At 67.1% G+C, this 22144-nt stretch carries 18 protein-coding genes; 4 read left to right on the plus strand and 14 right to left on the minus strand.

Annotated features, from left to right (window positions below; genetic code table 11):
- Positions 1-13 precede the first annotated feature (13 nt).
- The 10 genes from trpA to leuC all read right to left on the minus strand — a co-directional run bounded on the left by trpA (position 14) and on the right by leuC (position 11320).
- The gene (gene trpA / locus C995_RS0104910) at positions 14-847 is read right to left on the minus strand and encodes a tryptophan synthase subunit alpha (RefSeq protein ID WP_018863878.1); all 834 of its coding nucleotides are present in this window, start codon (positions 845-847) and stop codon (positions 14-16) included.
- Positions 844-2052, minus strand: coding sequence for a tryptophan synthase subunit beta (gene trpB, locus C995_RS0104915; protein WP_018863879.1), 1209 nt, complete (start codon positions 2050-2052; stop codon positions 844-846). Before trpB ends, trpA begins: the two co-directional genes overlap by 4 nt.
- Positions 2049-2678 carry a phosphoribosylanthranilate isomerase gene (locus C995_RS0104920; RefSeq protein WP_018863880.1) on the minus strand — a complete coding sequence of 210 codons (630 nt, stop codon included), beginning with the start codon at positions 2676-2678 and terminating at the stop codon, positions 2049-2051. The genes trpB and C995_RS0104920 overlap by 4 nt, the downstream gene beginning before the upstream one ends.
- A gap of 69 nt (positions 2679-2747) precedes the next feature.
- A complete protein-coding gene (truA, locus tag C995_RS0104925; RefSeq protein ID WP_026278952.1) occupies positions 2748-3536 on the minus strand; it encodes a tRNA pseudouridine(38-40) synthase TruA in 789 nt (262 codons plus the stop codon).
- A gap of 76 nt (positions 3537-3612) precedes the next feature.
- Positions 3613-4326, minus strand: a complete 714-nt coding sequence (locus tag C995_RS0104930) for a hypothetical protein (RefSeq protein ID WP_018863882.1) — start codon at positions 4324-4326, stop codon at positions 3613-3615.
- Positions 4327-4363: 37 nt separating this feature from the next.
- Positions 4364-6748 carry a FimV/HubP family polar landmark protein gene (locus C995_RS0104935; RefSeq protein ID WP_018863883.1) on the minus strand — a complete coding sequence of 795 codons (2385 nt, stop codon included), beginning with the start codon at positions 6746-6748 and terminating at the stop codon, positions 4364-4366.
- Positions 6749-6928: 180 nt separating this feature from the next.
- Positions 6929-7954 (minus strand): aspartate-semialdehyde dehydrogenase, encoded by a 1026-nt coding sequence (locus tag C995_RS0104940; RefSeq protein ID WP_018863884.1) that lies wholly within the window; start codon positions 7952-7954, stop codon positions 6929-6931.
- 99 nt (positions 7955-8053) lie between these two features.
- On the minus strand, positions 8054-9127 hold the full coding sequence (leuB, locus tag C995_RS0104945; protein ID WP_018863885.1) for a 3-isopropylmalate dehydrogenase: 1074 nt from the start codon (positions 9125-9127) through the stop codon (positions 8054-8056).
- Between the two features lie 126 nt (positions 9128-9253).
- Positions 9254-9904, minus strand: coding sequence for a 3-isopropylmalate dehydratase small subunit (gene leuD, locus C995_RS0104950; protein WP_018863886.1), 651 nt, complete (start codon positions 9902-9904; stop codon positions 9254-9256).
- 3 nt (positions 9905-9907) lie between these two features.
- A complete protein-coding gene (leuC, locus tag C995_RS0104955; RefSeq protein ID WP_018863887.1) occupies positions 9908-11320 on the minus strand; it encodes a 3-isopropylmalate dehydratase large subunit in 1413 nt (470 codons plus the stop codon).
- 285 nt (positions 11321-11605) lie between these two features.
- Between leuC and C995_RS0104960 the strand changes: the two genes are divergently transcribed.
- Complete coding sequence (locus C995_RS0104960; protein ID WP_018863888.1) at positions 11606-12478, plus strand: LysR family transcriptional regulator; 873 nt, start codon at positions 11606-11608, stop codon at positions 12476-12478.
- Positions 12479-12505: 27 nt separating this feature from the next.
- On the opposite strand, the gene arsJ is transcribed toward C995_RS0104960, so the two are convergent.
- Both arsJ and C995_RS0104970 read right to left on the minus strand, forming a co-directional pair.
- Positions 12506-13741, minus strand: a complete 1236-nt coding sequence (arsJ, locus tag C995_RS0104965) for an organoarsenical effux MFS transporter ArsJ (protein WP_018863889.1) — start codon at positions 13739-13741, stop codon at positions 12506-12508.
- A 124-nt stretch (positions 13742-13865) separates the two neighbouring features.
- Positions 13866-14342: a TspO/MBR family protein gene (locus tag C995_RS0104970; RefSeq protein ID WP_018863890.1), complete on the minus strand. Its 477-nt coding sequence runs from the start codon at positions 14340-14342 to the stop codon at positions 13866-13868.
- Positions 14343-14500: 158 nt separating this feature from the next.
- Here C995_RS0104970 and C995_RS0104975 point away from each other — a divergent pair, with 158 nt between their 5' ends.
- Genes C995_RS0104975 through C995_RS0104985 form a run of 3 tightly spaced genes read left to right on the plus strand, consistent with a single transcriptional unit; the run spans position 14501 to position 20380 of the window.
- Positions 14501-15730: an efflux RND transporter periplasmic adaptor subunit gene (locus tag C995_RS0104975; RefSeq protein WP_018863891.1), complete on the plus strand. Its 1230-nt coding sequence runs from the start codon at positions 14501-14503 to the stop codon at positions 15728-15730.
- Positions 15727-18801, plus strand: a complete 3075-nt coding sequence (locus tag C995_RS0104980) for an efflux RND transporter permease subunit (RefSeq protein ID WP_018863892.1) — start codon at positions 15727-15729, stop codon at positions 18799-18801. Before C995_RS0104975 ends, C995_RS0104980 begins: the two co-directional genes overlap by 4 nt.
- Complete coding sequence (locus C995_RS0104985; protein ID WP_018863893.1) at positions 18794-20380, plus strand: TolC family protein; 1587 nt, start codon at positions 18794-18796, stop codon at positions 20378-20380. The genes C995_RS0104980 and C995_RS0104985 overlap by 8 nt, the downstream gene beginning before the upstream one ends.
- Before the next feature lie 27 nt (positions 20381-20407).
- Here the strand turns inward: C995_RS0104985 and C995_RS0104990 are convergent, their stop codons facing one another.
- A complete protein-coding gene (locus tag C995_RS0104990; RefSeq protein WP_018863894.1) occupies positions 20408-21172 on the minus strand; it encodes an ABC transporter permease in 765 nt (254 codons plus the stop codon).
- Entirely contained in the window at positions 21169-22131 is a 963-nt protein-coding gene (locus C995_RS0104995) for a daunorubicin resistance protein DrrA family ABC transporter ATP-binding protein (protein WP_019624160.1), read from the minus strand. The genes C995_RS0104990 and C995_RS0104995 overlap by 4 nt, the downstream gene beginning before the upstream one ends.
- Between the last annotated feature and the right edge of the window lie 13 nt (positions 22132-22144).

A 22144-nucleotide genomic window follows, 5' to 3' on the forward strand; every position in this document is an offset into this window, starting at 1 on the left:
GCGCCGCATTCTACTACACCGACGCCTCGACGCCGGACGCGCGCACGCGGTCCATTTCCACGCGCATCCCCGCCACGACCTCGGACGCAGCATGGGCAAATCCGGCCGGGTCGCCGTCGAATTCCTCGGCGAGACGCACGATGGCGCTGCCCACCACCACGGCATCGGCCACGCGCGCGACCCGCCCGGCCGTTTCGGCGTCGCGGATACCAAAACCCACACCCAGCGGCAGATCCGTATGACGCCGAATGGCCTCAAGCCGCTCGGCGATCACCGACGTGTCCAGGGTCTGCGAACCGGTCACGCCCTTGAGCGACACGTAGTAGATGAACCCCCGCGCCGCGCGCGCCACATGGGCGATGCGCTCGTCGGAGGTCGTGGGCGCCACCAGGAAGATCGGCGCGATCTGCGCGTTCTCCAGCAGCCCCGCGACTTCGTCGCATTCCTCGGGCGGCAGATCCACCGTCAGCAGGCCGTCCAGTCCCGCCTCGCGGGCCTTTTCGGCGAAGGTCTCGTAGCCCATCCGCTCGACCGGGTTCAGATAGCCCATCAGTACGACCGGCGTCTCGGTGTCGGTCTTGCGGAACTCGGCCACCATGTCCAGCACATCCCGCAGGCTCGTGCCGTAGCGCAGCGCCCGTTCGCAGGCCTTCTGGATCACCGGCCCATCCGCCATCGGATCGGAGAACGGGACCCCCAGCTCGATCAGGTCCGCACCCGCCTTCACCAGCGCATGCATCAGCGGCACGGTGGCGGCCGGCTCCGGGTCACCCGCGGTCACATAGGGCACCAGGGCGGCGCGGTTCTCCGTTCGCAGCCTGGCAAAACGTTGCTCGATACGGGTCATAGCGTGATTCCTTCGCGTTCCGCCACGGTGTTGAGGTCCTTGTCACCCCGACCGGACAGGTTGACCACAATGCTCTGGTCCGGACGCATGGTCGGGGCCAGCTCCAGGACATGCGCGATGGCGTGGGAGGTCTCGAGTGCCGGAATGATGCCCTCGGTACGGGTCAGCCGATGAAAGCCCTCCAGCGCCTGGTCGTCGGTCACGGCGACATAACGCGCACGGCCGGTGTCCTTCAGCCAGGCGTGTTCCGGCCCCACCCCCGGATAGTCGAGCCCGGCGGAGACCGAGTGGGTCCCGACGATCTGCCCGTGTTCGTCTTCCATCAGGTAGGTGCGATTGCCATGCAGCACGCCCGGCTGCCCGGCACAAAGCGGTGCCGAATGCCGGCCCGACTCGATCCCGGCCCCCGCGGCCTCGACGCCGATCATTTCCACGGACTCGTCATCCAGGAACGGATGGAACAGGCCGATGGCATTGGAACCCCCGCCGACGCAGGCCACCAGCGTATCCGGCAGCTTGCCGGTCATCTCCAGGTGCTGCGCCCGCGCCTCGCGGCCAATCACGGCCTGGAAGTCCCGCACCATGGCCGGATACGGATGCGGACCCGCGACGGTACCGATGATGTAGAAGGTGTCGTCGACGTTGGTGACCCAGTCGCGCATGGCCTCGTTCAGGGCATCCTTCAGCGTGCGTGTGCCGGATTTCACCGCCACGACCTCGGCGCCCAGCAGACGCATGCGGAAGACGTTCGGAGTCTGGCGGCGCGTGTCCTCCTCGCCCATGTAGATCACGCACTCCAGTCCCAGGCGAGCGGCCACGGTCGCGGTCGCCACGCCGTGCTGGCCGGCGCCGGTCTCCGCGATGATCCGGGTCTTGCCCAGGCGCTTGGCCAGCAGGGCCTGGCCGATCGTGTTGTTCACCTTGTGCGCGCCGGTGTGGTTCAGGTCTTCACGCTTGAAGTACACCTGAGCCCCGCCCAGTTCCCTGGACAGGCGCTCGGCGTGATACAGCGGATTGGGGCGACCGACGAACTGCTGCAGGTCATGGTCCAGCTCCGCCATGAAATCGGCATCGCCCATGTACTGCTCGTACGCCTTTTGCAGTTCGTCCAGCGCGCCCATCAGCGTCTCGGAGACAAAGCGTCCGCCATAGGGGCCGAAATGTCCGCGGGCATCCGGGAACGCCGCCCAGTCGATCTTGCTCATTCGTTCACCTCGCATTGGCGCACGGCCTTCACGAAGGCCTCCATGCGCCGTGCATCCTTGATCCCCGGGGCCGATTCCACCCCGGAGCTTACGTCGACCCCGTACGGGCGCAGGTGTCCCAGCGCCTCGCGTATCGAATCCTCGTCCAGTCCCCCGGCCAGCAGCCAGGGCCGGTCCAGCCCCTCGGGCACCGCGCCCCAGTCGAACCGGTGGCCGGACCCGCCGCTGCGCCCGGCGCCGTGGCTGTCCAGCAGAAAGCCCTGCGCCTGGGGGTGGGCGTCCATCACCGGCCGCGGATCACCCGCCTCGCTCATCGAAACCGCCTTGAGATAGGGGTACCCGAAACGCGAACATTCCGCTGCCGATTCCTGACCGTGAAACTGCAGGCAGTCCAGGCGCACACGGGCCAGGACCTGCTCGGCGCGCACCGGCTCCGGGTCCACGAACAGCCCGACCGTCGTCACGAACGGGGGCAGCGCCGCCGCGATCTCCGCCGCCTGGCCGGGCTCGACACAACGGCGGCTGGGCGGATGGAACACCAGGCCGATCGCGTCGGCCCCGGCACGCGCCGCGGCCACCGCCTGTTCGGGCGTCGTAATCCCGCAAATCTTTACCCGATAGCGCATCCCGCTCCGGCCTCATTCATCAAGCGACAAAGCCTACCAGAAGCGCAGCCCGCGCCCCCTTTCCCGCAATCAGATCGCCCCATTGCCGGGGATCCCCTCCAGCACCGGCCCCTCGGCACTGGGGAGAGCGAACTCGGGCGGGTAGTCGACGTGCACGAAATAAAGCCCCCCGGCCGGGGCCGTGATGCCCGAGACGCGCCGATCGCGGGCGGCAAGAATTCGCGCGGCCCAGCCCGGCGCCTCGCGCCCGTCCCCGATCGCCAGGAGAACCCCGGCGATGTTGCGCACCATGTGATGCAGGAAGGCATTGGCATGGATATCCAGGATCACGTACGACCCCCGCCGCTGGACTGCAATCGAATGCACTTCCCGGATCGGCGATTTGGCCTGGCATCCGGCAGCCCGCAGGCTGGAAAAGTCGTGCTCGCCCACAAAGGTCTGCGCCGCGTCATGCATCCGCGCAGCATCCAGCGGGCGGCGCCACCAGGCCACCCGGCCCGCCTCCAGTGCGGGACGTACCGGGCGATTCGCGATCACATAGCGATAGCGGCGGCCAAACGCCTTGAAGCGCGCATGGAAGGCGTCATCGACCGGCTCGGCCCAGCGCAGGGCAATCCCGTCCGGCAGGCGACTGTTCACCCCCAGCACCCAGGAATGCCGCTCCCGCACCGCCAAGGTATCAAAGTGCGCCACCTGAGCCGTGGCATGGACCCCCGCATCCGTGCGTCCCGCGCACGTGAGCTCGACCCGCTGATTGGCCACGAAGCTCAACGCTGCTTCCAGCTGCCCCTGGACACTGGGCCCGTCCTTCTGCCGCTGCCACCCCAGCAACCCCCGCCCGTCGTATTCGATGCCCAGCGCCCAGCGCTGACAAACCGCTTCAGGCACCTGGTCTGTGCCCCGCGTTCTGGACGTCTTGCTTGTCATTACCCGTTCACCACCACCAGGCCATCGCGCCGACGGCAACGGCCACCATCCACAACCACACCACCGCTCCCGCACCGCCATGGGGGGGCATACGCCGGCGCCCGGCGGACGCGTCGATCGCTGGTGCCCGAACGTCGCCACTGAGGGCGCGGTCCAGACGCACGATCAACCAGTCACGCGCGCCCTGCAATCGTTCGCGCCACCCGCCACGAAGCATCCCGCGTTCCCGTTCAATGTCGACCCGATCCGACTCGAACAGCGCAAGGGCCAGAAACAGCCGCTGCGCGAACCGCTCGCCCCACGTGCCAAAGCAGCCACCAGGGCCCGCCAGAAACGAAGACAGCGCCCGCACAAGCTCCCCTCGCGAGAAGCGCTCCGTCAGCCAGACCACTAGGACCACCACCAGCGCCAGCGCACCGATGCGCCAGAGCGCCTCGACCAGACTGGACAACGCCGAATCTACTTGTGCGTCGACCGGCCAGACCCCGAAGAACACCAGCAAAGAGAGGTAGAACCATTTCAGGCGCCAGAGCAGGCGCCCGCAGCGCCGCCAGGCAAACGGCCCCACCCAGATCAGCCCGGCGGCCCCCACCAGCACTGCCAGCACCACGACCGGCTTCGCGGTAGCAAGCGAAACCGACACCAGCAAAACGGCCGGGAGCGCCCAGAGGGACGCCGGCCCGGCCGCTTCGCTCTCTATGTCGAACCCCTGCCGCATCATCGCGACAGCATACTGCTTCAGAACACGCGATGGCGGGTCAGGAACCGTCCAGCTGCTGGCGAATCGCCTCCGCCTTCGCCTTCTGCTCGTCAGTGCCGGAGGCCGCGACCTCGTCGATCAACTCGCGCGCGCCTTCCTCGTCACCCATATCCGCATAGGCCTGGGCGAGGCTCAGACGCGTCTCGTTATCCTCGTCCGCCCCGACTGGTGCTGCTTCGTCCGCTTCCATCGGCAACTCTTCCGAACCCGGGGCAGACGTGTCGTCTTCACCCAGATCCAGCCCCGGAATGTCGCTGCCCGCTAGCGTCTCTTCGCCACGATCGTCGAGACCTGGCAGATCGCTGTCGTCGATATCGAATGACAGATCGTTCAAATCGTCGACAGTCTCGTCCGCTTTCGCCGGGTCCTCCGGCTCCGCGGCAGCCTGATCGAACGTCTCGTCGATATCGAAGGCCAGACCGGAATCCGACTCATTCTTCGGCCCGGAGGGCTCGTCGATCTCCTCCGCCCCGACTTCTGCGTCCGGAAGATCCAGACCCGAGAAGTCGATCTCGTTCGGAGTCTCGGTCCTGGCTTCGGACTGCGGCTCGGCTGCCGCACCCAGACCTTCGACACCACCCGGGGAACCCACCGGCCCCGAGCTGTCATCCCCGGCCCCTCCAATACGCGACTCCAGCTCGGCCAGCTGGTTGCGGGTTTCCAGATCATCGGCCGGCAGACGGTCGCGCAGGCCGGATGCAGCCTCGCGTGCACCTTCCTCGTTGCCCAGTGCCACGCGCGCCTCGACCAGCTTCAGTCGATACTGGGTGTTGTCCGGATCCCGTTCGATTGCCTGCGTCAGCGTCTCCTCCGCCTGGTCGTTCATTCCGTAGGCCAGGCATACATCCACTTCGGCCAGCACATCGTCCACCGAGGCCTCGCCACTGGAACTGACGACCACGGGCCCGCTCACCGACTCCTCCGGCTCATCGGTGGCCTGCGTGCCCTGATCATCATCCTTGCTCGCTGCGCCCCCGGTCGCCACCCCGGCTGCGGCGCCACCGGCGGCTGCCGCCGTGCCGGCACCGGCCACCCCTGAGCGAGCCGCGGCGACTTCACGCGTCTCGTACCCGCTCCGATCAGCGCCCGCGGCGCGCACACCGCTGTTGTCCGCGCGCGGTGGCATCCCGGGGCCACGCTCCTCCACCACGACCTCGCGGCGGCCGCCACGCGCGAACGCCAGCAGGACCAGCAACAGCAGGATCGCCAGCGCAATCGCCATCATCATCAGCAGCGGATCGTTCATGATCCGCTCGTGCAACGGAGCGTTGCGCTCGGCGTCCGCCCGGTCGAGCCGAGCCATCAGTTCATTGCGTTCCGCACGCAGCTGGCTCAGCTGCTCCTCCAGCTCGGCCATGTTCTCGCTCGAAACCTCCGCGAGACGGCCGCGCTCGCCCAGCTCCTCGCGAAGCTCGGAGATCTCGTCGCGCATCCCCTCCATCTCGGCCCGCTGGGACAGCATGGCCTCCTGGAGCAGATCGGGGGACTCGGCGGCAGCCGCCGCGCCCTCATCTGTCTCAGGCAGGAGTTCGGTCACGATCTCCAGCCGGTCGTCGGCCACTGCCGCCTCGTCGTCCTCGTCCGTCGCGGCCAATTCGTCGTCCTCGGGAACGGCTTCATCGTCTTCCGCGACAACCTCGTCTTCTTCCGGGACCGGTTCGACTTCCGGCTCGGCCTCGGCGGTTTCGTCCGGTTCCGGCTCTTCGCGAGCAGCGGTCACCGTGCCGTCACGCCAGGCCTGCGTCTGCCGCTGGACCTCTTCGCGCGCCTCCGATGCACTGCGCTGTTCGAGTTCGGAACGCGACGGGACCGTCAGTTCGGCACCAGCGCGCAGGCTGTTGATGTTCTGATCGGCAAAGGCGTCCGGGTTGGCCTCGAGGAAGGCGATCATGGCCTGATCGGCCATGCCGGCAAGACCCGCACGCTCGACAATGCGATAGAGCGTATCGCCGCTACGCACGGTATAGGACTCGCCCTCGCGCGGCATAGGCGCGTCGCGACGCGCCGGGGCGTCGCGTTCGGTGTCACGCGGGACAGGCGCGGCAGCCTCCGCAGGCATGGTGTCGGGCGGGTCCAGCAACAGGGACACTTCGCGCATCGAACGACCGCCGTCCCAGCGCGCCTCGAGAAGGATGCCTACATACGGTTCGCGCACCGGCTGCCGGGTCGTCAGCACGACCCGGCGATCGGCACCCTCGCCCTGCACCTGGATGTTCAGGTCACTCGGCACACCGCCACGGCTCATGCCGGCGCGACGGTATTCACTTTCCGAAGCCTGCCGCACCTGCAGCGAGTCACTGGCCGCGGCACCCCCCCGCAGCGGAATCTCCGCACGCAGGGCCTGATTCAGATGAGATTGCAGGCTGACCTCACCGAAGCTCACCGAGTTCGATGACGCCGGTGCAACCAGCAACAAAAGCAGTAGCCCGAATAGTAACTTGCGCACGCATCCCCCCTGAATGTGCCGCGCGGCCCGTCATCGCCTGGGGCCCTATGACAGCCCCCGCGCCCCCTGGCCACGGTTTGCCGGGTATGAATTTTCCCGGACTTTTACCGGATTAAATCACAGGTAATCCCGGATCAAAACCTCGGCAATCTGGATCGTGTTCAACGCGGCCCCTTTACGCACGTTGTCGGAGACCACCCAGAGATCCAGCCCGCGGGGATGAGAGATGTCCTCACGGATCCGCCCGACGAACACCGCGTCCTTGCCGGAGCCCTCGGTGACGGCGGTCGGGTAGCCCCCGTCCTCGTGCTTGTCCAGCACCGTGATGCCCGGCGCCGCGGAGAGGATCTCGCGCGCTTTCTCGGCGCTGATCTTCTCGCGGGTCTCGATGTGCAGCGCCTCGGAGTGGCCGTAGAACACCGGGATGCGCACGGCGGTCGGGTTCACCAGTATGGACTCGTCGCCCATGATCTTGCGGGTCTCCCAGACCATCTTCATCTCTTCCTTGGTGTAGCCGTTTTCCTGGAAGACGTCGATGTGCGGCAGCGCGTTGAACGCGATCTGCTTGGGATACACATTGCACTCGACCGGGCGGCCGTTCAGCAGCGCGGCCGTCTGGTGGGCCAGTTCCTCGATCGCATCCTTGCCGGTCCCGGAGACGGCCTGGTACGTCGCGACGTTGATGCGCTCGATACCGACCGCGTCGTGCAGCGGCTTCAACGCCACCAGCATCTGGATGGTGGAGCAGTTCGGGTTCGCGATGATCCCGTGGCGGGTGTAGTCCCCCACCGCGTCCGGGTTGACCTCCGGCACCACCAGCGGGATTTCCGGGTCGTAGCGAAACTGCGAGGTATTGTCGATCACCACGCAGCCGGCCGCGGCCGCCTTCGGCGCGTACTCCGCAGACACCGAGGCCCCCGGCGAGAACAGTCCGATCTGCACAGTGGAGAAATCGAAGGTGGCCAGGTCCTCGACCTCCAGCTCGCGATTGCCAAAGGCGACCGTCTTGCCCGCCGAGCGTGCACTGGCCAGCGCATGCACCTTGCCCAGCGGCAGGTCGCGCTCCGCCAGGATGGAGAGCAGGGTCTCGCCGACGGCGCCGGTTGCACCCACCACGGCCACGTCAAACTTGCGGTCACTCATCGTTCATTCCCGGTTTAAGTTCTAGCTTCACGCTATTGTTTATTCGTGATATTCGTAGGATGCGTTGAGCGCAGCGAAACGCATCATTTGCTACAACGCCTAGCTCTCCAGCGCGGCCACCAGGGAATCGCCCATGCCCTGGGTGCCCACCAGCGTCATGCCTTCACCGAAGATGTCCGGCGTGCGCAGGCCCTGATCCAGCACCCGCCCCACGGCCTGCTCGATGCGCTCGGCCAGGTCATTGCGGTTCAGGCTGTGGCGCAGCAGCATCGCGACCGACAGCACGGTCGCCATCGGATTGGCCTTGCCCTGCCCGGCGATATCCGGCGCGGAGCCGTGGATCGGCTCGTACAGACCGACCCCCTCGCTGTTCAGCGAGGCCGAGGGCAGCATGCCGATGGAGCCCGTCAGCATGGCCGCGGCGTCGGACAGGATGTCGCCGAACATGTTGCCGGTGACCATCACGTCGAACTGCTTGGGATCACGCACCAGCTGCATCGCCGCGTTGTCCACATACATGTGAGACAGCTCGACCTCCGGGAATTCCTTCCCGACGCGCTCGACCACCTCGCGCCACAGCTCCGAGACCTCCAGCACGTTGGCCTTGTCCACCGAGCACAGGCGCTTGCCGCGCTTCATCGCGGCCTCGAAGCCGACCCGCGCGATGCGTTCGATCTCCGATTCGCTGTAGGCGGCGGTATTGAAGCCATAGCGCTCGCCATTGCGCTCCTCGATCCCGCGCGGCTGGCCGAAGTAGATCCCGCCGGTCAGCTCGCGCACGATCAGGATATCCAGCCCGCTGACGATCTCCGGCTTCAGTGTGGAGGCCGAGGCCAGCTGCGGATACAGGATCGCCGGGCGCAGGTTTGCGAACAGCCCCAGGTCCGAACGGATGCCCAGCAGTCCGCGCTCCGGGCGCAGGTCACGCTCCAGCGACTCGTACTGCGGGCCGCCGACCGCGCCGAGCAGGATTGCGTCGGCGCGGCGGGCCGCCTCGCGGGTGGCCTCCGGATACGGGTGTCCGGCCGCATCGTGCGCCGCGCCCCCGATCAGCCCCTGCTCGATCTCCAGATCCAGCCCGCCGATCTCGCCCACACGCTCCAGCACCTTCAGCGCCTCGGCCACGATCTCGGGCCCGATCCCGTCGCCAGGCAATACCAGAATTCGGCTCACAAACCTCTCCTAACCATCAGATCAATCGGATTTCTTTTCTACCTGTAGGAGGCCAGCCCTCTGGCCGATTGGGCCTATCGTGGCGCCCGATCGCCGAGAGGGCTCGGCTCCTACAAGGGGCACCATTCAGCCCTGCGAGTGCTCCGCCATCCACGGCCATTCGCGGCGCTGACGCTCTTCGTAGGCGCGAATGTCATCGGCGTACTGCAGCGTCAGGGCGATATCATCCAGGCCGTTCAGCAGGCGGTGGCGCCGGTCCTCGTCGAGCGTGAAACGGAACACGGTACCGTCCGGTGCCGCTACGGTCATCTCTTCCAGGTTCACCTCGACCTGCGCGCCCGGGTCCGCCTCTACCTGATGGAACAGCGCCTGCACCTCATCCTCGTCCAGCACCACCGGCAGCAGCCCGTTCTTGCAGCTGTTGGAGAAAAAGATGTCCGCGAACGACGGCGCGATCACCGCACGAAAACCGAAGTCGGTCAGTGCCCATACCGCGTGCTCGCGCGAGGACCCGCAGCCGAAGTTCTTGCGCGCCAGCAGGATGCTCGCCTGGTCGAACGGCGCCTGGTTGAGCACGAAATCCGGATTGATCCGGCGCTGCGAGCTGTCCATGCCGGGTTCGCCCGGATCCAGGTAGCGCCAGTCGTCGAAGGCGTTGGGCCCGAAGCCCGTGCGCTTGACCGACTTCAGGTACTGCTTCGGGATAATCGCGTCGGTATCGACATTGGAGCGGTCCAGCGGCGCGACAATCCCCTTGTGTACGGTAAAGGCCTGCATCGCTTACGCCTCCTTCAGTGCCGACGGTTCGACAAAGTGCCCGGCCACGGCGGCCGCGGCGGCCAGCGCCGGACTGACCAGATGGGTACGCCCGCCCTGTCCCTGACGGCCCTCGAAGTTGCGGTTCGAGGTCGAGGCGCAGCGCTCGCCCGGCTCCAGCCGGTCCGCGTTCATCGCCAGGCACATGGAACACCCCGGCTCGCGCCACTCGAAGCCGGCATCCAGAAAGATCCGGTCCAGCCCTTCCTGCTCCGCCTGCTGCTTCACCAGCCCGGAGCCCGGCACCACCATCGCCAGCTTGATGTTGTCGGCCTTCTTGCGGCCCTTGACCACCTCGGCGGCCGCACGCAGGTCCTCGATCCGCGAGTTCGTGCAGGAGCCGATGAACACCTTGTCTGGCCGGATCTCGGTCATCGGCGTGTTCGGCTGCAGATCCATGTACTCCAGCGCCCGCTTCATGCCCTCGGCGCGCACCGGATCGGACTCGGCCGCCGGGTCCGGCACGCGGCCGTCGATCGGCGCCACCATCTCCGGCGAGGTGCCCCAGCTCACCTGCGGGGCGATCTCGGCGGCATCCATCTCCACCACCGCGTCGAACTCGGCGTCGGGGTCGGAGACCAGCGTGCGCCAGTATTCTGCGGCCTGTTCGAACAACTCGCCGCTCGGCGCCTGCGGCTTGCCGCGCACGTACTCGATGGTCTTCTCGTCCACCGCGACCATGCCCGCGCGGGCCCCGGCCTCGATGGACATGTTGCAGATGCTCATGCGGCCCTCGATCGACAGGCTGCGGATCGCCGAGCCGGCGAACTCGATCGCATAGCCGGTGCCGCCAGCGGTACCGATGCGGCCGATGATCGCCAGCACCACATCCTTGGCGGTCACGCCCGGGCGCAGCTCGCCCTCCACGCGGATCTGCATGGCCTTGGTCTTTTTCTGCCACAGGCACTGCGTGGCCAGCACGTGTTCGACCTCGGAGGTGCCGATGCCGAAGGCCAGCGCGCCCAGCGCGCCGTGGGTGGAGGTATGCGAGTCGCCGCAGACGACCGTCATGCCCGGCAGGGTGGCCCCCTGCTCGGGGCCGATCACATGCACGATGCCCTGGCGCACATCCGCCATCGGGAAGAACTTCAGCCCCAGGCTCGTGACGTTGGTCTCCAGCGTCTCCACCTGGGTGCGCGAGACCGGATCCTCGATCCCGCGGTCTCGATTGGCGGTGGGCACATTGTGGTCCGGCACCGCCAGCACGGAATCCCCGCGCCAGGGCTTGCGCCCGGCCAGACGCAGACCCTCGAAGGCCTGCGGGCTGGTCACCTCGTGCACCAGGTGGCGGTCGATGTAGAGCAGCGTCGAGCCATCCGGCTCCTCGCGCACCACATGCGCCTCCCACAGCTTGTCGTACAGTGTCTTGCCTGCCATCACCTGCTCCCGCGGCCACTCCGCGATATTCCAGCCATGTTTTCGATACGCCACCGCGGGCGCTAAAGCCCCTGTAGGAGGCCAGCCCTCTGGCCGATTCGACGTCGGGGCCAATCGGCCAGAGGGCTGGCCTCCTACAGACGAGCGGTACCACCGCATTGCCAGTCTGCGGCCGCCCTTATATTCTTTCAAATCCGATTTATTATCTTTACCATTCCCTCTGGTTATGGGTTGACGATTCGGCACCGCATCAGTCAGCCGGTCATTATCCCACGGAGGCGGCGGATGCGCCCGGAACAGCTCAGCATCGAGTCCCTGCAGGCCTTCGTGGCGGTGGTCGATACCGGCGCCTTCTCCGCCGCGGCCGAGCGGCTGCACCTGACCCAGCCGGCGATCAGCAAGCGCATCCAGTCGCTGGAGGCCACCTTGCAACGCCCCCTGTTCGAACGTCAGGGGCGCCGCGTGCGGCCCACAGAGGTCGCCGAACGCCTGCTGCCCGAGGCACGCGAGATCCTGGCCCGCCTGCACGCGATCGAGCAGCAGGTGGCGGACCTCGACCAGGTCGTTCGCGGACGCATCCGCCTGGCCACCTCGCACCACATCGCCCTGCACCGCCTGCCCGCGCCGCTGGCCGCTCTGCGCATCCGTTACCCCGAGCTGGAGCTGGAACTCGCGTTCATGGATTCCGAGGCCGGCATCGAAGCGGTCATGCACGGTGACGCCGATCTGGCCCTGGCCACACTGCCCGGCGACCTGCCAAAGGACGCCGAGGCGCACACCGTCTGGACCGACGAACTGGTCCCGATGATCGCCCGTGGCCGCGCCCAGGATGCCCCGCTGGAAACACTGCAACGGCTGCACGACTGGCCGGCGATCCTGCCACCGGTGGACTCCACCACCCGTCGCCAGATCGATCAGGCCCTGGCCGCACAGGGCCTGCACCCCACCGCGGCGCAGGAGAGCCCGTACCTGGAGGTCATCCGCATGATGATCGCCGCCGGCCTCGGGATCGGCTTCCTCCCCCGCACCATGGCCACCGACGAACTGGCCATCCTCGAATGGCCCGCCCCACCCATCACCCGCCAGCTCGGCTGGGTGCGCCACGCGGACCGCTACCGTTCCCGCACCCTCGAGGCAGTCATCGACGGATTACAGTGATTTGAAGACTGAAAGTGAACCCTCTTCTCAAGCCCGGGCGGGCTCCCGAGGGAGCAGGGAGGAGATCATCCAGGTGGCGAAGATGAACAGTGTGGATGCGATCAGCGTGCCCTCCAGGCCCCAGAACATGAAGATGGCACCGGAGGCGATGGTGCCGACGAGACGCCCACCGGCGTTGGCCATGTAATAGAAGCCGACCTTCATCGCGACCCGATCGCTCTCCGCATAGTCGAGGATCAGGAACGAATGCACGGCGGAGTTGATCGCAAATACCACCCCGAACACGCCCAGTCCGACCATCAGCACCCAGCCCGGGTCCAGTCCCGTCTCCAGGCCGATCACGATCCCGATGGGCAGCAGCATCAGGATGAAGGCCCACAGGCGTGCGGTCAGACCGGTCGGGTGCAGCCCGCCGCGCCCCAGCAGCCGCGGCACCGAGGCCTGCACGATGCCGTAGCCGATCACCCACAGCGCCAGAAACGCCCCCACCTGCATGTGGTTCCAGTCCAGCGTCGCGCTCAGGAACACCGGCAGGGCCACCACGAACCAGACATCGCGCGCGCCGAACAGGAAGAACCGCGCGGCCGAGAGCACGTTGATCGCGGCGGAATTGGAAAACATCTGGGTGAATTTCGGCTTGCCGCCCATCTTCCCCAGCCCGCGTGGCAGGCCGACGATGGAGAACAGCATCACCACGGCCAGCATCCCGGCCAGGATCACCAGCGCCATCTGGAACCCGACCGAGTACAGCAGCGCCCCGCCGACGAAGAAGCCGACCCCCTTCAGCGCATTCTTCGAGCCGGTGAGTACCGCCACCCAGCGAAACAGCCGCCCCTCCCCGTCGCCGGCGACCAGCTTCACCCCGGACTTCGCACTCATCTTGTTCAGGTCCTTGGCGATGCCCGAAACGGCCTGCGCGAACATCACGTAGGCCACGCCCAGCCAGGCCTCCGGCACCGTGAGCATCAACAGGGCCGCGACCTGTAGCAGGGTCCCGGCGATCATGGTCGTGTTCACCCCCAGCCGTGCCGCCAGCCAGCCGCCGGTCAGGTTGGTGATCACCCCGAACAGCTCGTAGAACAGGAACAGGAACGCGATTTCTAGCGGGCTGTAGCCCAGCTGGTGGAAGAACAGCACGACCAGCATTCGGATCGCGCCGTCGGTGACGGTAAACGCCCAGTAGTTCGCGGTGATGCGCGCATACGCGCTCAGTCCCAGCGTGGGCGGGCTGCCCGGGTCTGGCTGTCCGGATACGCTGCTCATCCTGCTCTCGGACACATCGTTACCATTTGCCGATAGGGGTGGTGCCCTCGCGGCCGAACCACACCCCCATGGCGCGGTCCCGCGAAAGCGCGCGTCAGGATACCGGGTCCATGTGACGCTCGCGTTAATTGAGGACAACGATCGCCGCGTTCAGGTAGATCGCAAAGCCCACCCACAGCAGGTACGGCAGCAACAGCGCGCTCGCGATCCGGTCGTGACGCCAGAAGGCGATCAGAGTCGCCAGGATCAGCGGCCAGAGAATCAGGATCTCGATCAATGCCAGATCGGGCCTTTGCATACCGAAGAACAGCACGGACCAGCCCAGATTCAGCACCAGCTGGGCGAGGAACAGTCCTATCGCGACCGGCGCCCCCGCGAAGCCGACGCGACGCCATACCCGCCAGACGGCCACGGCCATCAGCGCAAACAGTATCGTCCAGACCGGACCGAATACGGCGTCGGGTGGATTAAGTGCCGGACGCTCCAGCGTCTGGTACCAGTCCTGCACCGACAGGCTGGTGGCATACCCGCCCGCGGAGGCCACCAGGAACACCAGGGCCACCCAGCCCACCAGCCCGACCCCATCCCTTGTATTGATCATCGGTCCTCCTCTCACGCCTCGCGCACCGCTGCTTGTTGACACCTGCCCGAGTATTTTGAACCGAAATAGGCAAAATGAACGAGGTTCATGCGGGATTCAGCGGCTTGGGGCACACTCGCAGCATATCGTGATCCCGCTCACCAATTCTGAGCCCCCGCATGCCCAAAGCCTCCACCGTAATCACGCTGATCCTGTTTCTCCTGGCGGGCGGCGTACTGGCCTGGCTCGTCTGGGGCACCGATGACGATCAGGCCACCTCCACGCGAGCTGGCGGCGGCGAAACGCGGCCCGTGGCCGTCGCCGTGGCTACCGTTCAGCCGCAGGACCTGGTGGAACGTCGCCGCTTCACCGGCAGTATCGAGGGTGCCGATCGCATCGTGATTACACCGCGCGTCGGGGGCCGCGTGGCCGAGGTCTTCGTGAACCTGGGCGACCGAGTGGAACCGGGTGACCCCCTGCTACAGCTGGATACCGAGGAATTCGAGCAGGACGTCACGCAGGCCGAGGCCGAGCTGGAAGTGGCCGAAGCCAGCCTGGCGGAGGCCGTCGCCAGCCGTAACGCCGCCCAGCGCGACCTGCAGCGCACCCGCGAATTGCGCGACCAGGGGATCGCCTCGCGCTCGGAGCTGGAGGCCGCCGAGACCGAACTCGCCTTGGCACAGACCCGCGTGGCGCTTGCCGAGTCCCAGATTCGACAACGCCGCTCTGCCCTGCGCACCCGCGAGATCCAGCTGGGCTACACGCGTATCGACGCCGACCCGGGCAGCACCACCCGCTGGGTGGCCGAACGCCTGGTTGACCCCGGCTCGGTGATCAGCGCCAACGAACCCGCGCTGGCACTCGTCACACTGCAGCCGGTCCGCGCGATTCTGGCAGTCACCGAAGCGGACTATTCGCGGATCTCGCGCGGCCAGGAAGTGACCGTGCGCACCTCCTCGTACCCCGACGAGTTATTCGAAGGCACCATCACACGGATCTCCCCGGAGTTTCGCCCGGGTTCGCGCCAGGCACGAATCGAGGTCGAAGTACCGAACGACGATGAACGCCTGCGGCCCGGGATGTTTGTCGAAACCGCGATCACTCTCGGCCAGCGCTCGGACACGCTGGCGATACCGCGGGACGCCATCATCCAGCGCGAGGCGGGTCCCACCCTGTTCAGCGTAGACCGTAGCGGCGAACGGCCAGAGGCTCGCCGCCACATGGCCGTTACCGGCGTGCGTGACGGCAACTGGATCGAGCTGCTGGAACCCGAGTTGCCCGAGGGCAGCGAGGTGGTGGTGCTGGGGCAACACCTGCTCGCCGATGGCACCCCGCTGCGCCTGACCGATCCGCTCAGCGTTCCCGGCGCGGACTTCGCCCCGGACCTGTCGGAGACCGAAGAGCCGTGAATCCGGCTCGACTTACCGTCCACCGCCCCGTGCTGACCAGCATGGTGGCCCTGATCGTGGTGATCCTGGGCCTGACCGCGCTGACCCGCCTCCCGGTCGACCTCCTGCCCGACATCACCTATCCGGTGGTCACGGTGATGACCTCCTACCCCAACGCCGGGGCCGAGGAGGTCGAGCAACTGGTGACCCGCCCGGTGGAACAGGCAGCGGCCGCGATCACCGGGGCCCAGGAGATCCGGTCCACTTCGGCCGAAGGCAACAGCAATGTACGCGTCAACTTTGCATGGGGCACGGATATCCGCCAGGCCGTTGATGACCTGCGCGATCGTCTGGCGCGTATTGAAGGTCAGCTGCCGGATGGGGCGGATCGGCCCCTGGTGCGCCAGTTCGACACCCAGGACTCGCCCATCATGCGCCTGGGCGTCGGGTCGCAGCTCGATGCCATTCACCTGCGCACCCTGATCGACAACCGCATTGCGCCGCGCCTGGAGCGCATCCCCGGCGTAGCCGCGGTGGACACGTTTGGCGGGCTGGAAAGAGAAGTGCGCGTGGAGGTCGATCCAGACCGGATACAGGCGATCGACCTGGGGCTGGATGACCTGCGCAACCGCATCCGCGATGCCAACGTGATCACCCCCGGCGGCCCGATCATGGACGGTCGCCGTGAGTACCGCCTGCGCACGCCGGCCGAGTTCCGCTCGGTGGGCGAGATACGCGATACCGTGGTCCAGCGCAGCGAGGATGGCGTGACCTACCTGCACCAGGTCGCCGAGGTCCGTGATACGCACCAGCGCGTCACCCGCCGTTTCCGGGTCAACCAGGAAGAAGGCGTCCAGCTGGCCGTGCGCAAACTGGCGGACGCCAATACGGTCGAGGTCTCCGAGGCGGTGCATGCCGAACTGGTCCGGCTCAACCGCGATTTCCCACAGATCGACATCCGTGCCGTGACCGACGAGGCCGGATTCATCCGCAGCTCCATCACCAATGTCGGGCAGGCGATCCTGTACGGGAGCGCGCTGGCCGTTCTGGTACTGCTCGTCTTTCTGCGCAACATCCGCTACACGCTGGTGGCGGCCACCGCGATCCCGCTCGCGGTCATATCGACGTTCGGGCTGGTCTACTTCGGCGGACAGTCGCTCAACCTGATGACCATGGGCGGCATCGCACTGGGCGTGGGCCTGATGGTCGACAACGCGATCGTGGTGATCGAGAGCATCGCCCGAAGGCGGGAGGAGCACGCGGAGCAAGGAGCTATCGGGGCCGCCATCAGCGGTACCGGCCGCGTGGCGCCCGCGATCATCGCCAGCACGTTGACCACCGTGGCCATCTTCCTGCCGCTGTTCTTCGCCCAGGAACTGGCCGGGCAGCTCTTCAAGCCGCTCGCCGCCGTCGTGGCCTTTGCCCTCGCCGCCTCGCTGATCGTGGCCCTGACGGTGGTGCCGATGCTGATGGCGCGCGCCCCGATGCCCAGGGGCGACACCAGTGCCCTCGCCCGCATGGAGCTGCGTTACCAAGGCCTGCTGCGCGGCACACTGGCCCATCCCTGGATGGTGATCGGCATGAGTGCCTTGCTGATGGTCATCGCACTCGCCGGCCTGCGCGGCGTTGGTACCGAATTCCTGCCCGCCACCGACGAGGGCGAGCTGCGCGTCCATGTCTCCATGGAGCCCGGGACGCCGCTGGACGAACTGTACTCCACGATGGCCGGCCTGGAAGAGGTCATCCGCGACGAGGTGCCGGAGCTCCAGAACCTGGTGTCCAGCTCCGGCGCCTCCGCCTTCCGTGCGTCGTCGCCCGCCTCCGGCAACATGCGCGTGATGGTCGGCTCGCGCGACAGTCGCAGCCGTTCTTCCGAGGAGATTGCCGTTGCCCTGCGCGAGGCCCTGGGCAGCCCGCCCGGAACCGAGATCCGGGTGCGCGCCTCCAGCAGCATCTTCTTCCGCGGGTTCGGGCGCGGCGATGACGAGGAGCGCCTGTCGGTCGAGGTACGCGGTTTCGAGCTGTCGACCATGAATGCGGTGCTGGAGCGCTTCGAGGAGGCGCTGGCCGATGTCCCCGGCATTACCGACACGCGGGTGGGGGCCGATGGCGGCCAGCCCGAATTCGCCACCCGCATCCATCGTGACCGCGCCGCCGACCTCGGCGTAGATGTGCGCACCATTGCCCAGACGCTGGAGACTGCGCTGGGGGGCTCCAGTGCCGGACAGCTGCGCGCGGGGGGCGACGAGACCCGCATATGGGTGCAGCTTCGCGACGCGGACCAGAGCTCGCTGGACGACCTGCTCAACCTGACCGTGCGTAGCGAGGACGGCGAACGCGTCGCCTTGCGCAGCCTGATTTCATTCGACACCGAGATCGGGCCCGACAGCATCGAACGACGTGAACAGGCCCGCGTACGGACGCTGTTCATCAATCTGGGGGACCGTTCGCTGGGCGAAGTCGCGGCCTCGGTCCGCGAGGCCCTGGCAGACATCCCGCTGCCCGAGGAGATCGACTACTCCGTCACGGGCGATATCGAAGAACAGGAAGCCGCATTCTCGGAACTGCTGCTGGGTACGATGCTGGCCACCCTGCTGGTGTACATGGTCATGGCCAGCCTGTACGAATCCCTGCGCGACCCCCTGATTGTGATGTTCTCGATCCCGCTGGCGATCATCGGGGTCACCGGCGCGCTGATCGTCACCGACACCACGCTCAACGTGCAGTCGCTGATCGGCGTGCTGCTGCTGGTCGGCATTGTGGTGAACAATGCGATCCTGCTGGTGGACCGCATGGCCCGACGACACCGTGACGACGGCATGGACCTGCGCGAGGCAGTCGTGGCTGCAGCCGGCGAGCGCCTGCGCCCCATCCTGATGACCACGCTCACCACGATACTGGCCCTCTCGCCCCTGGCCATCGGCATGGGCGACGGCGGTGAGGCCCAAGCGCCGATGGCACGGGTAGTGATCGGCGGGCTGCTGTCGTCTACCCTGATCACCCTGGTGCTGATCCCGACGCTCTACCTGCTGTTCCACCGTCGCGGCGAGCGGCCACAGCCCGTCTACCGAGTCGGAACCGAAGATGCCTAGCCTGTACCGAGTCGCGCTGCCACTGCTGGCTTCGCTGGCCCTGGCCATTCCCGCCACGGCAGACGAAGACGAGCCGACAGGCAACGGGTTGCGCCTTTCACTGCCGGCCGAGCAGCTGATGGCGATCGATCCGTTCGCCCGCGAGCCGGTCGGTGAGGAGACGCTCTCGCTGGAAGAAGCCGTGGCGCGGGCACTGGAAGGCAACCGTGGCCTGCGCGCCGAACGCCTGCAGACCGCGATCGCGGGTACCTTCGAGGCACAGGAGCGCGCCGTGTTCGACCCCGAGCTGTTCGCCGAGGTCGAGGTCAGCCGGGACCAGAGCGTGCGCCTGCTGGAAGAGGCCGAAGAAGATACCGACGAGGTCACCTCGACCCAGCGCTTCGGCGAGGCGGGCGTTCGTCAGTCGCTCCCGACGGGTACCGACCTGAGCCTGTCCGTACGCAGCCAGCGCGCCAGCAGTTCGCGGGTCGACCAGACTCAGTTTTCCTCGCGCGCCGGCCTGACGCTGACTCAGGCCCTTCTGCGCGGGGGCCGGATCGAGTCCAATCTCGTGCGCCTGCAGCAGGCCGGGCTGGACGTCGAGGCCACCGAGTACGAGGTGCGCGCCTTCGTCGAGCAGCTGATCACCGACGTCGAGACGGCCTACTGGGACCTGGTGCTCGCCGGCGAGCAGATCGAAATCTTCGAGGAGGCCCTGGCGGTCGCCAGCCAGCAACTGGACGAGACGCAACGCCGCATCGATGCCGGTGATCGGCCGGAGACCGAGGCCGTATCCGCACGCGCCGAGGTCGCTCTGCGTCGCCAGGGGCTGATCGATGCCCGCAGCGAGCGCGCCCGCGCCCAGGACACCCTGGCGCGCCTGCTCCAGGGCGACGGGGGCCTGTGGGACACGCGGCTGCTGACCAGCTCCGAACCGGCGCTGGACCGGTACGAGATCGAGCCGCTCGATACCTACGTGGCGCTGGCGCGCGATCACCGCGCGGACTTGAACGAGACCCGCCTGCGAGTTCAGCGCGACGAGCTGGAGGTCATCCGCACCCGCAACGGACTCCTCCCCCGGCTGGACTTCTTCGTCACGCTGGGGCAATCGGGCTATGCGGACAGCTTCGGGCGTACCTTCCGCGACACCCAGGGCGACGGCTACGACCTCGCCGCGGGGCTGCGCTTCGAGATGCCGATCGGCAACCGTGCCGCCGAGGCGGAGCACACGCGCGCCCGCCTTACACGGCAGCAGATCGCCGAGACCCTGGCCAATCTGGAACAGCTGGCGATCGAAGACGTGCGCTCGGTCTGGTTCGACGCCGCCCGCGTGCGCGAGCAGATCCGCGCGCAGGAAGAGACCATCGAGCTGCAGGAGGAACTCCTGCGAGTCGAACAGACCCGATTCCGGGTCGGAGCCGGCACAGCACTGGCCGTGGCGCAGGCCCAGCGCGACCTGCTGGAAAGCCGCCTGCGCCTGACCGAGACGGTTGTGCGGTTTCGCCAGCTGAGCACCGAACTGCTGAACGCGAGCGGGACGCTACTGCTGCACCGCGGGATCGACGCACCGGGCTCTGAACGCGTGGACCTGCGCATGTAATTTCGGAGGGGCGCCTCTCCCGGGCCTCTATCCCCGCGCCAGACGCCGATTCAGGGCCCAGACGGACAGCGGTGCAAAGATCACCGCAATCGCGGCAGCCCAGACGAGGGTCCACAAGGCGGGCTCCAGCGCATTGCCCCCGCCCAACAGGGCGCGCGAGGCGTCCGCGAGCAACGAGACGGGGTTGGCCTGCACGAAGGGCTGCAGCACGGCGGGCATGGTATCCAGCGGTACAAAGGCGGTGGAGACGAACGTCACCGGGAACAACGCCGTAAAACCGAACAGCTGCACATGTTCGGGGTCGCGTGACAGAACACCGACCAGCACCATAATCCAGGACGCAGCCGACGCGAAGACCAGCACCAGCGCCACCATCGCCAGCACCTCCCAGACCGAGGTCTCGATCCGGAAGCCCAGCAACACCCCCACGATCAGCAACAGCGCGATACAAAGGGCCTGTTTCAGCAGATCGGCCAGGATGCGCCCGGCCAGTGGCGCCCAGCGCGGAATGGGCAGGGCGCGAAAGCGATCGAACACGCCGCGCGTGAGATCCGTATTCAGGCCGTGCCCGACGTAGACGGTGACGAACAGCATGTTCATCGCGATCACACCGGGCAGAACGAATGGCAGATAGGCTTCGGTCGAGCCCGCCACCGCGCCGCCGAACACGTACAGGAACAGCACCAGAAACAGGATCGGCTGGATGGAATAATCCCCCAGCTCCCAGGGATTGCGACGCACCTGCACGAGACTGCGCCAAGCCAGCGCCAGCGTCTGGTCCAGTGCTTTCATGCGTCCTCCTCTGACATCTCGGACGTGGCCTCGGCCGCATGCCCGGTCAGCGCCAGAAAGACATCGTCCAGGCTCGCGGTGCGCAAACCGAGTTCGACCACCTCGATTTCCGCCTGATCCAGGGCCCGCAGCACCTTCGGCACCACGGCACTGCTCGTCACGGCGACGCTCAGCGTGCTGTCCCGCGCCTGCGGGCCCTCCCCGACGATACGCGCGATCGCCTCCGCCGCATCATCGAGCCGGGCCGAGTCCGCCACTACCACGAACAGCGAGCGGCCACCCACGCGTTCCTTCAATTCCGCCGAGGTCCCCTCGGCAATGATCCGCCCGCGATCCAGCACCACGATCCGATCTGCCAGGGCGTCGGCTTCATCCAGATACTGGGTGGTCAGCAGCACGGTGGTGCCCTGCTCCCGCAGTTCTCCCACAAGGCGCCACAGGTCGCGGCGCGCCCGCGGGTCCAGTCCCGTGGTCGGCTCGTCGAGAAAGAGAATGGCAGGGTTCCCGACCAGACTGGCCGCCAGGTCCAGCCGCCGCCGCATGCCACCGGAATAGGTCTGTGCCGGACGGTTCGCCGCGTCCTGGAGATGAAACTGCCCCAGCAACTCGTCCGCGCGCCGACGCGCGTCGCGACGCCCCAGACCCAGCAACCGCGCGATCAGCAACAGGTTCTCGCGCCCGGTCAGCTTCTCGTCGACCGAGGCATACTGCCCGGTCAGCCCGACGATCTCGCGCACCCGCGCCGCCTCGTGCACGACATCGAAGCCGCCCACCTCGGCCCTGCCCGCATCCGGGGTGATCAGGGTGGCCAGCATGCGCACGATGGTGGTCTTGCCGGCACCGTTCGGCCCCAGAAGGCCGAGGATGCTCCCCCTCGGGACTTCCAGATCGACACCATCCACCGCGCGGGTGCCGTTATAGCTGCGCACCAGCCCCTGCAAACGAATCGCGATTTCCATCAGCGCAGCATTC

Source organism: Thioalkalivibrio sp. ARh3, from assembly GCF_000377265.1.
Taxonomy (GTDB): domain Bacteria; phylum Pseudomonadota; class Gammaproteobacteria; order Ectothiorhodospirales; family Ectothiorhodospiraceae; genus Thioalkalivibrio; species Thioalkalivibrio thiocyanoxidans.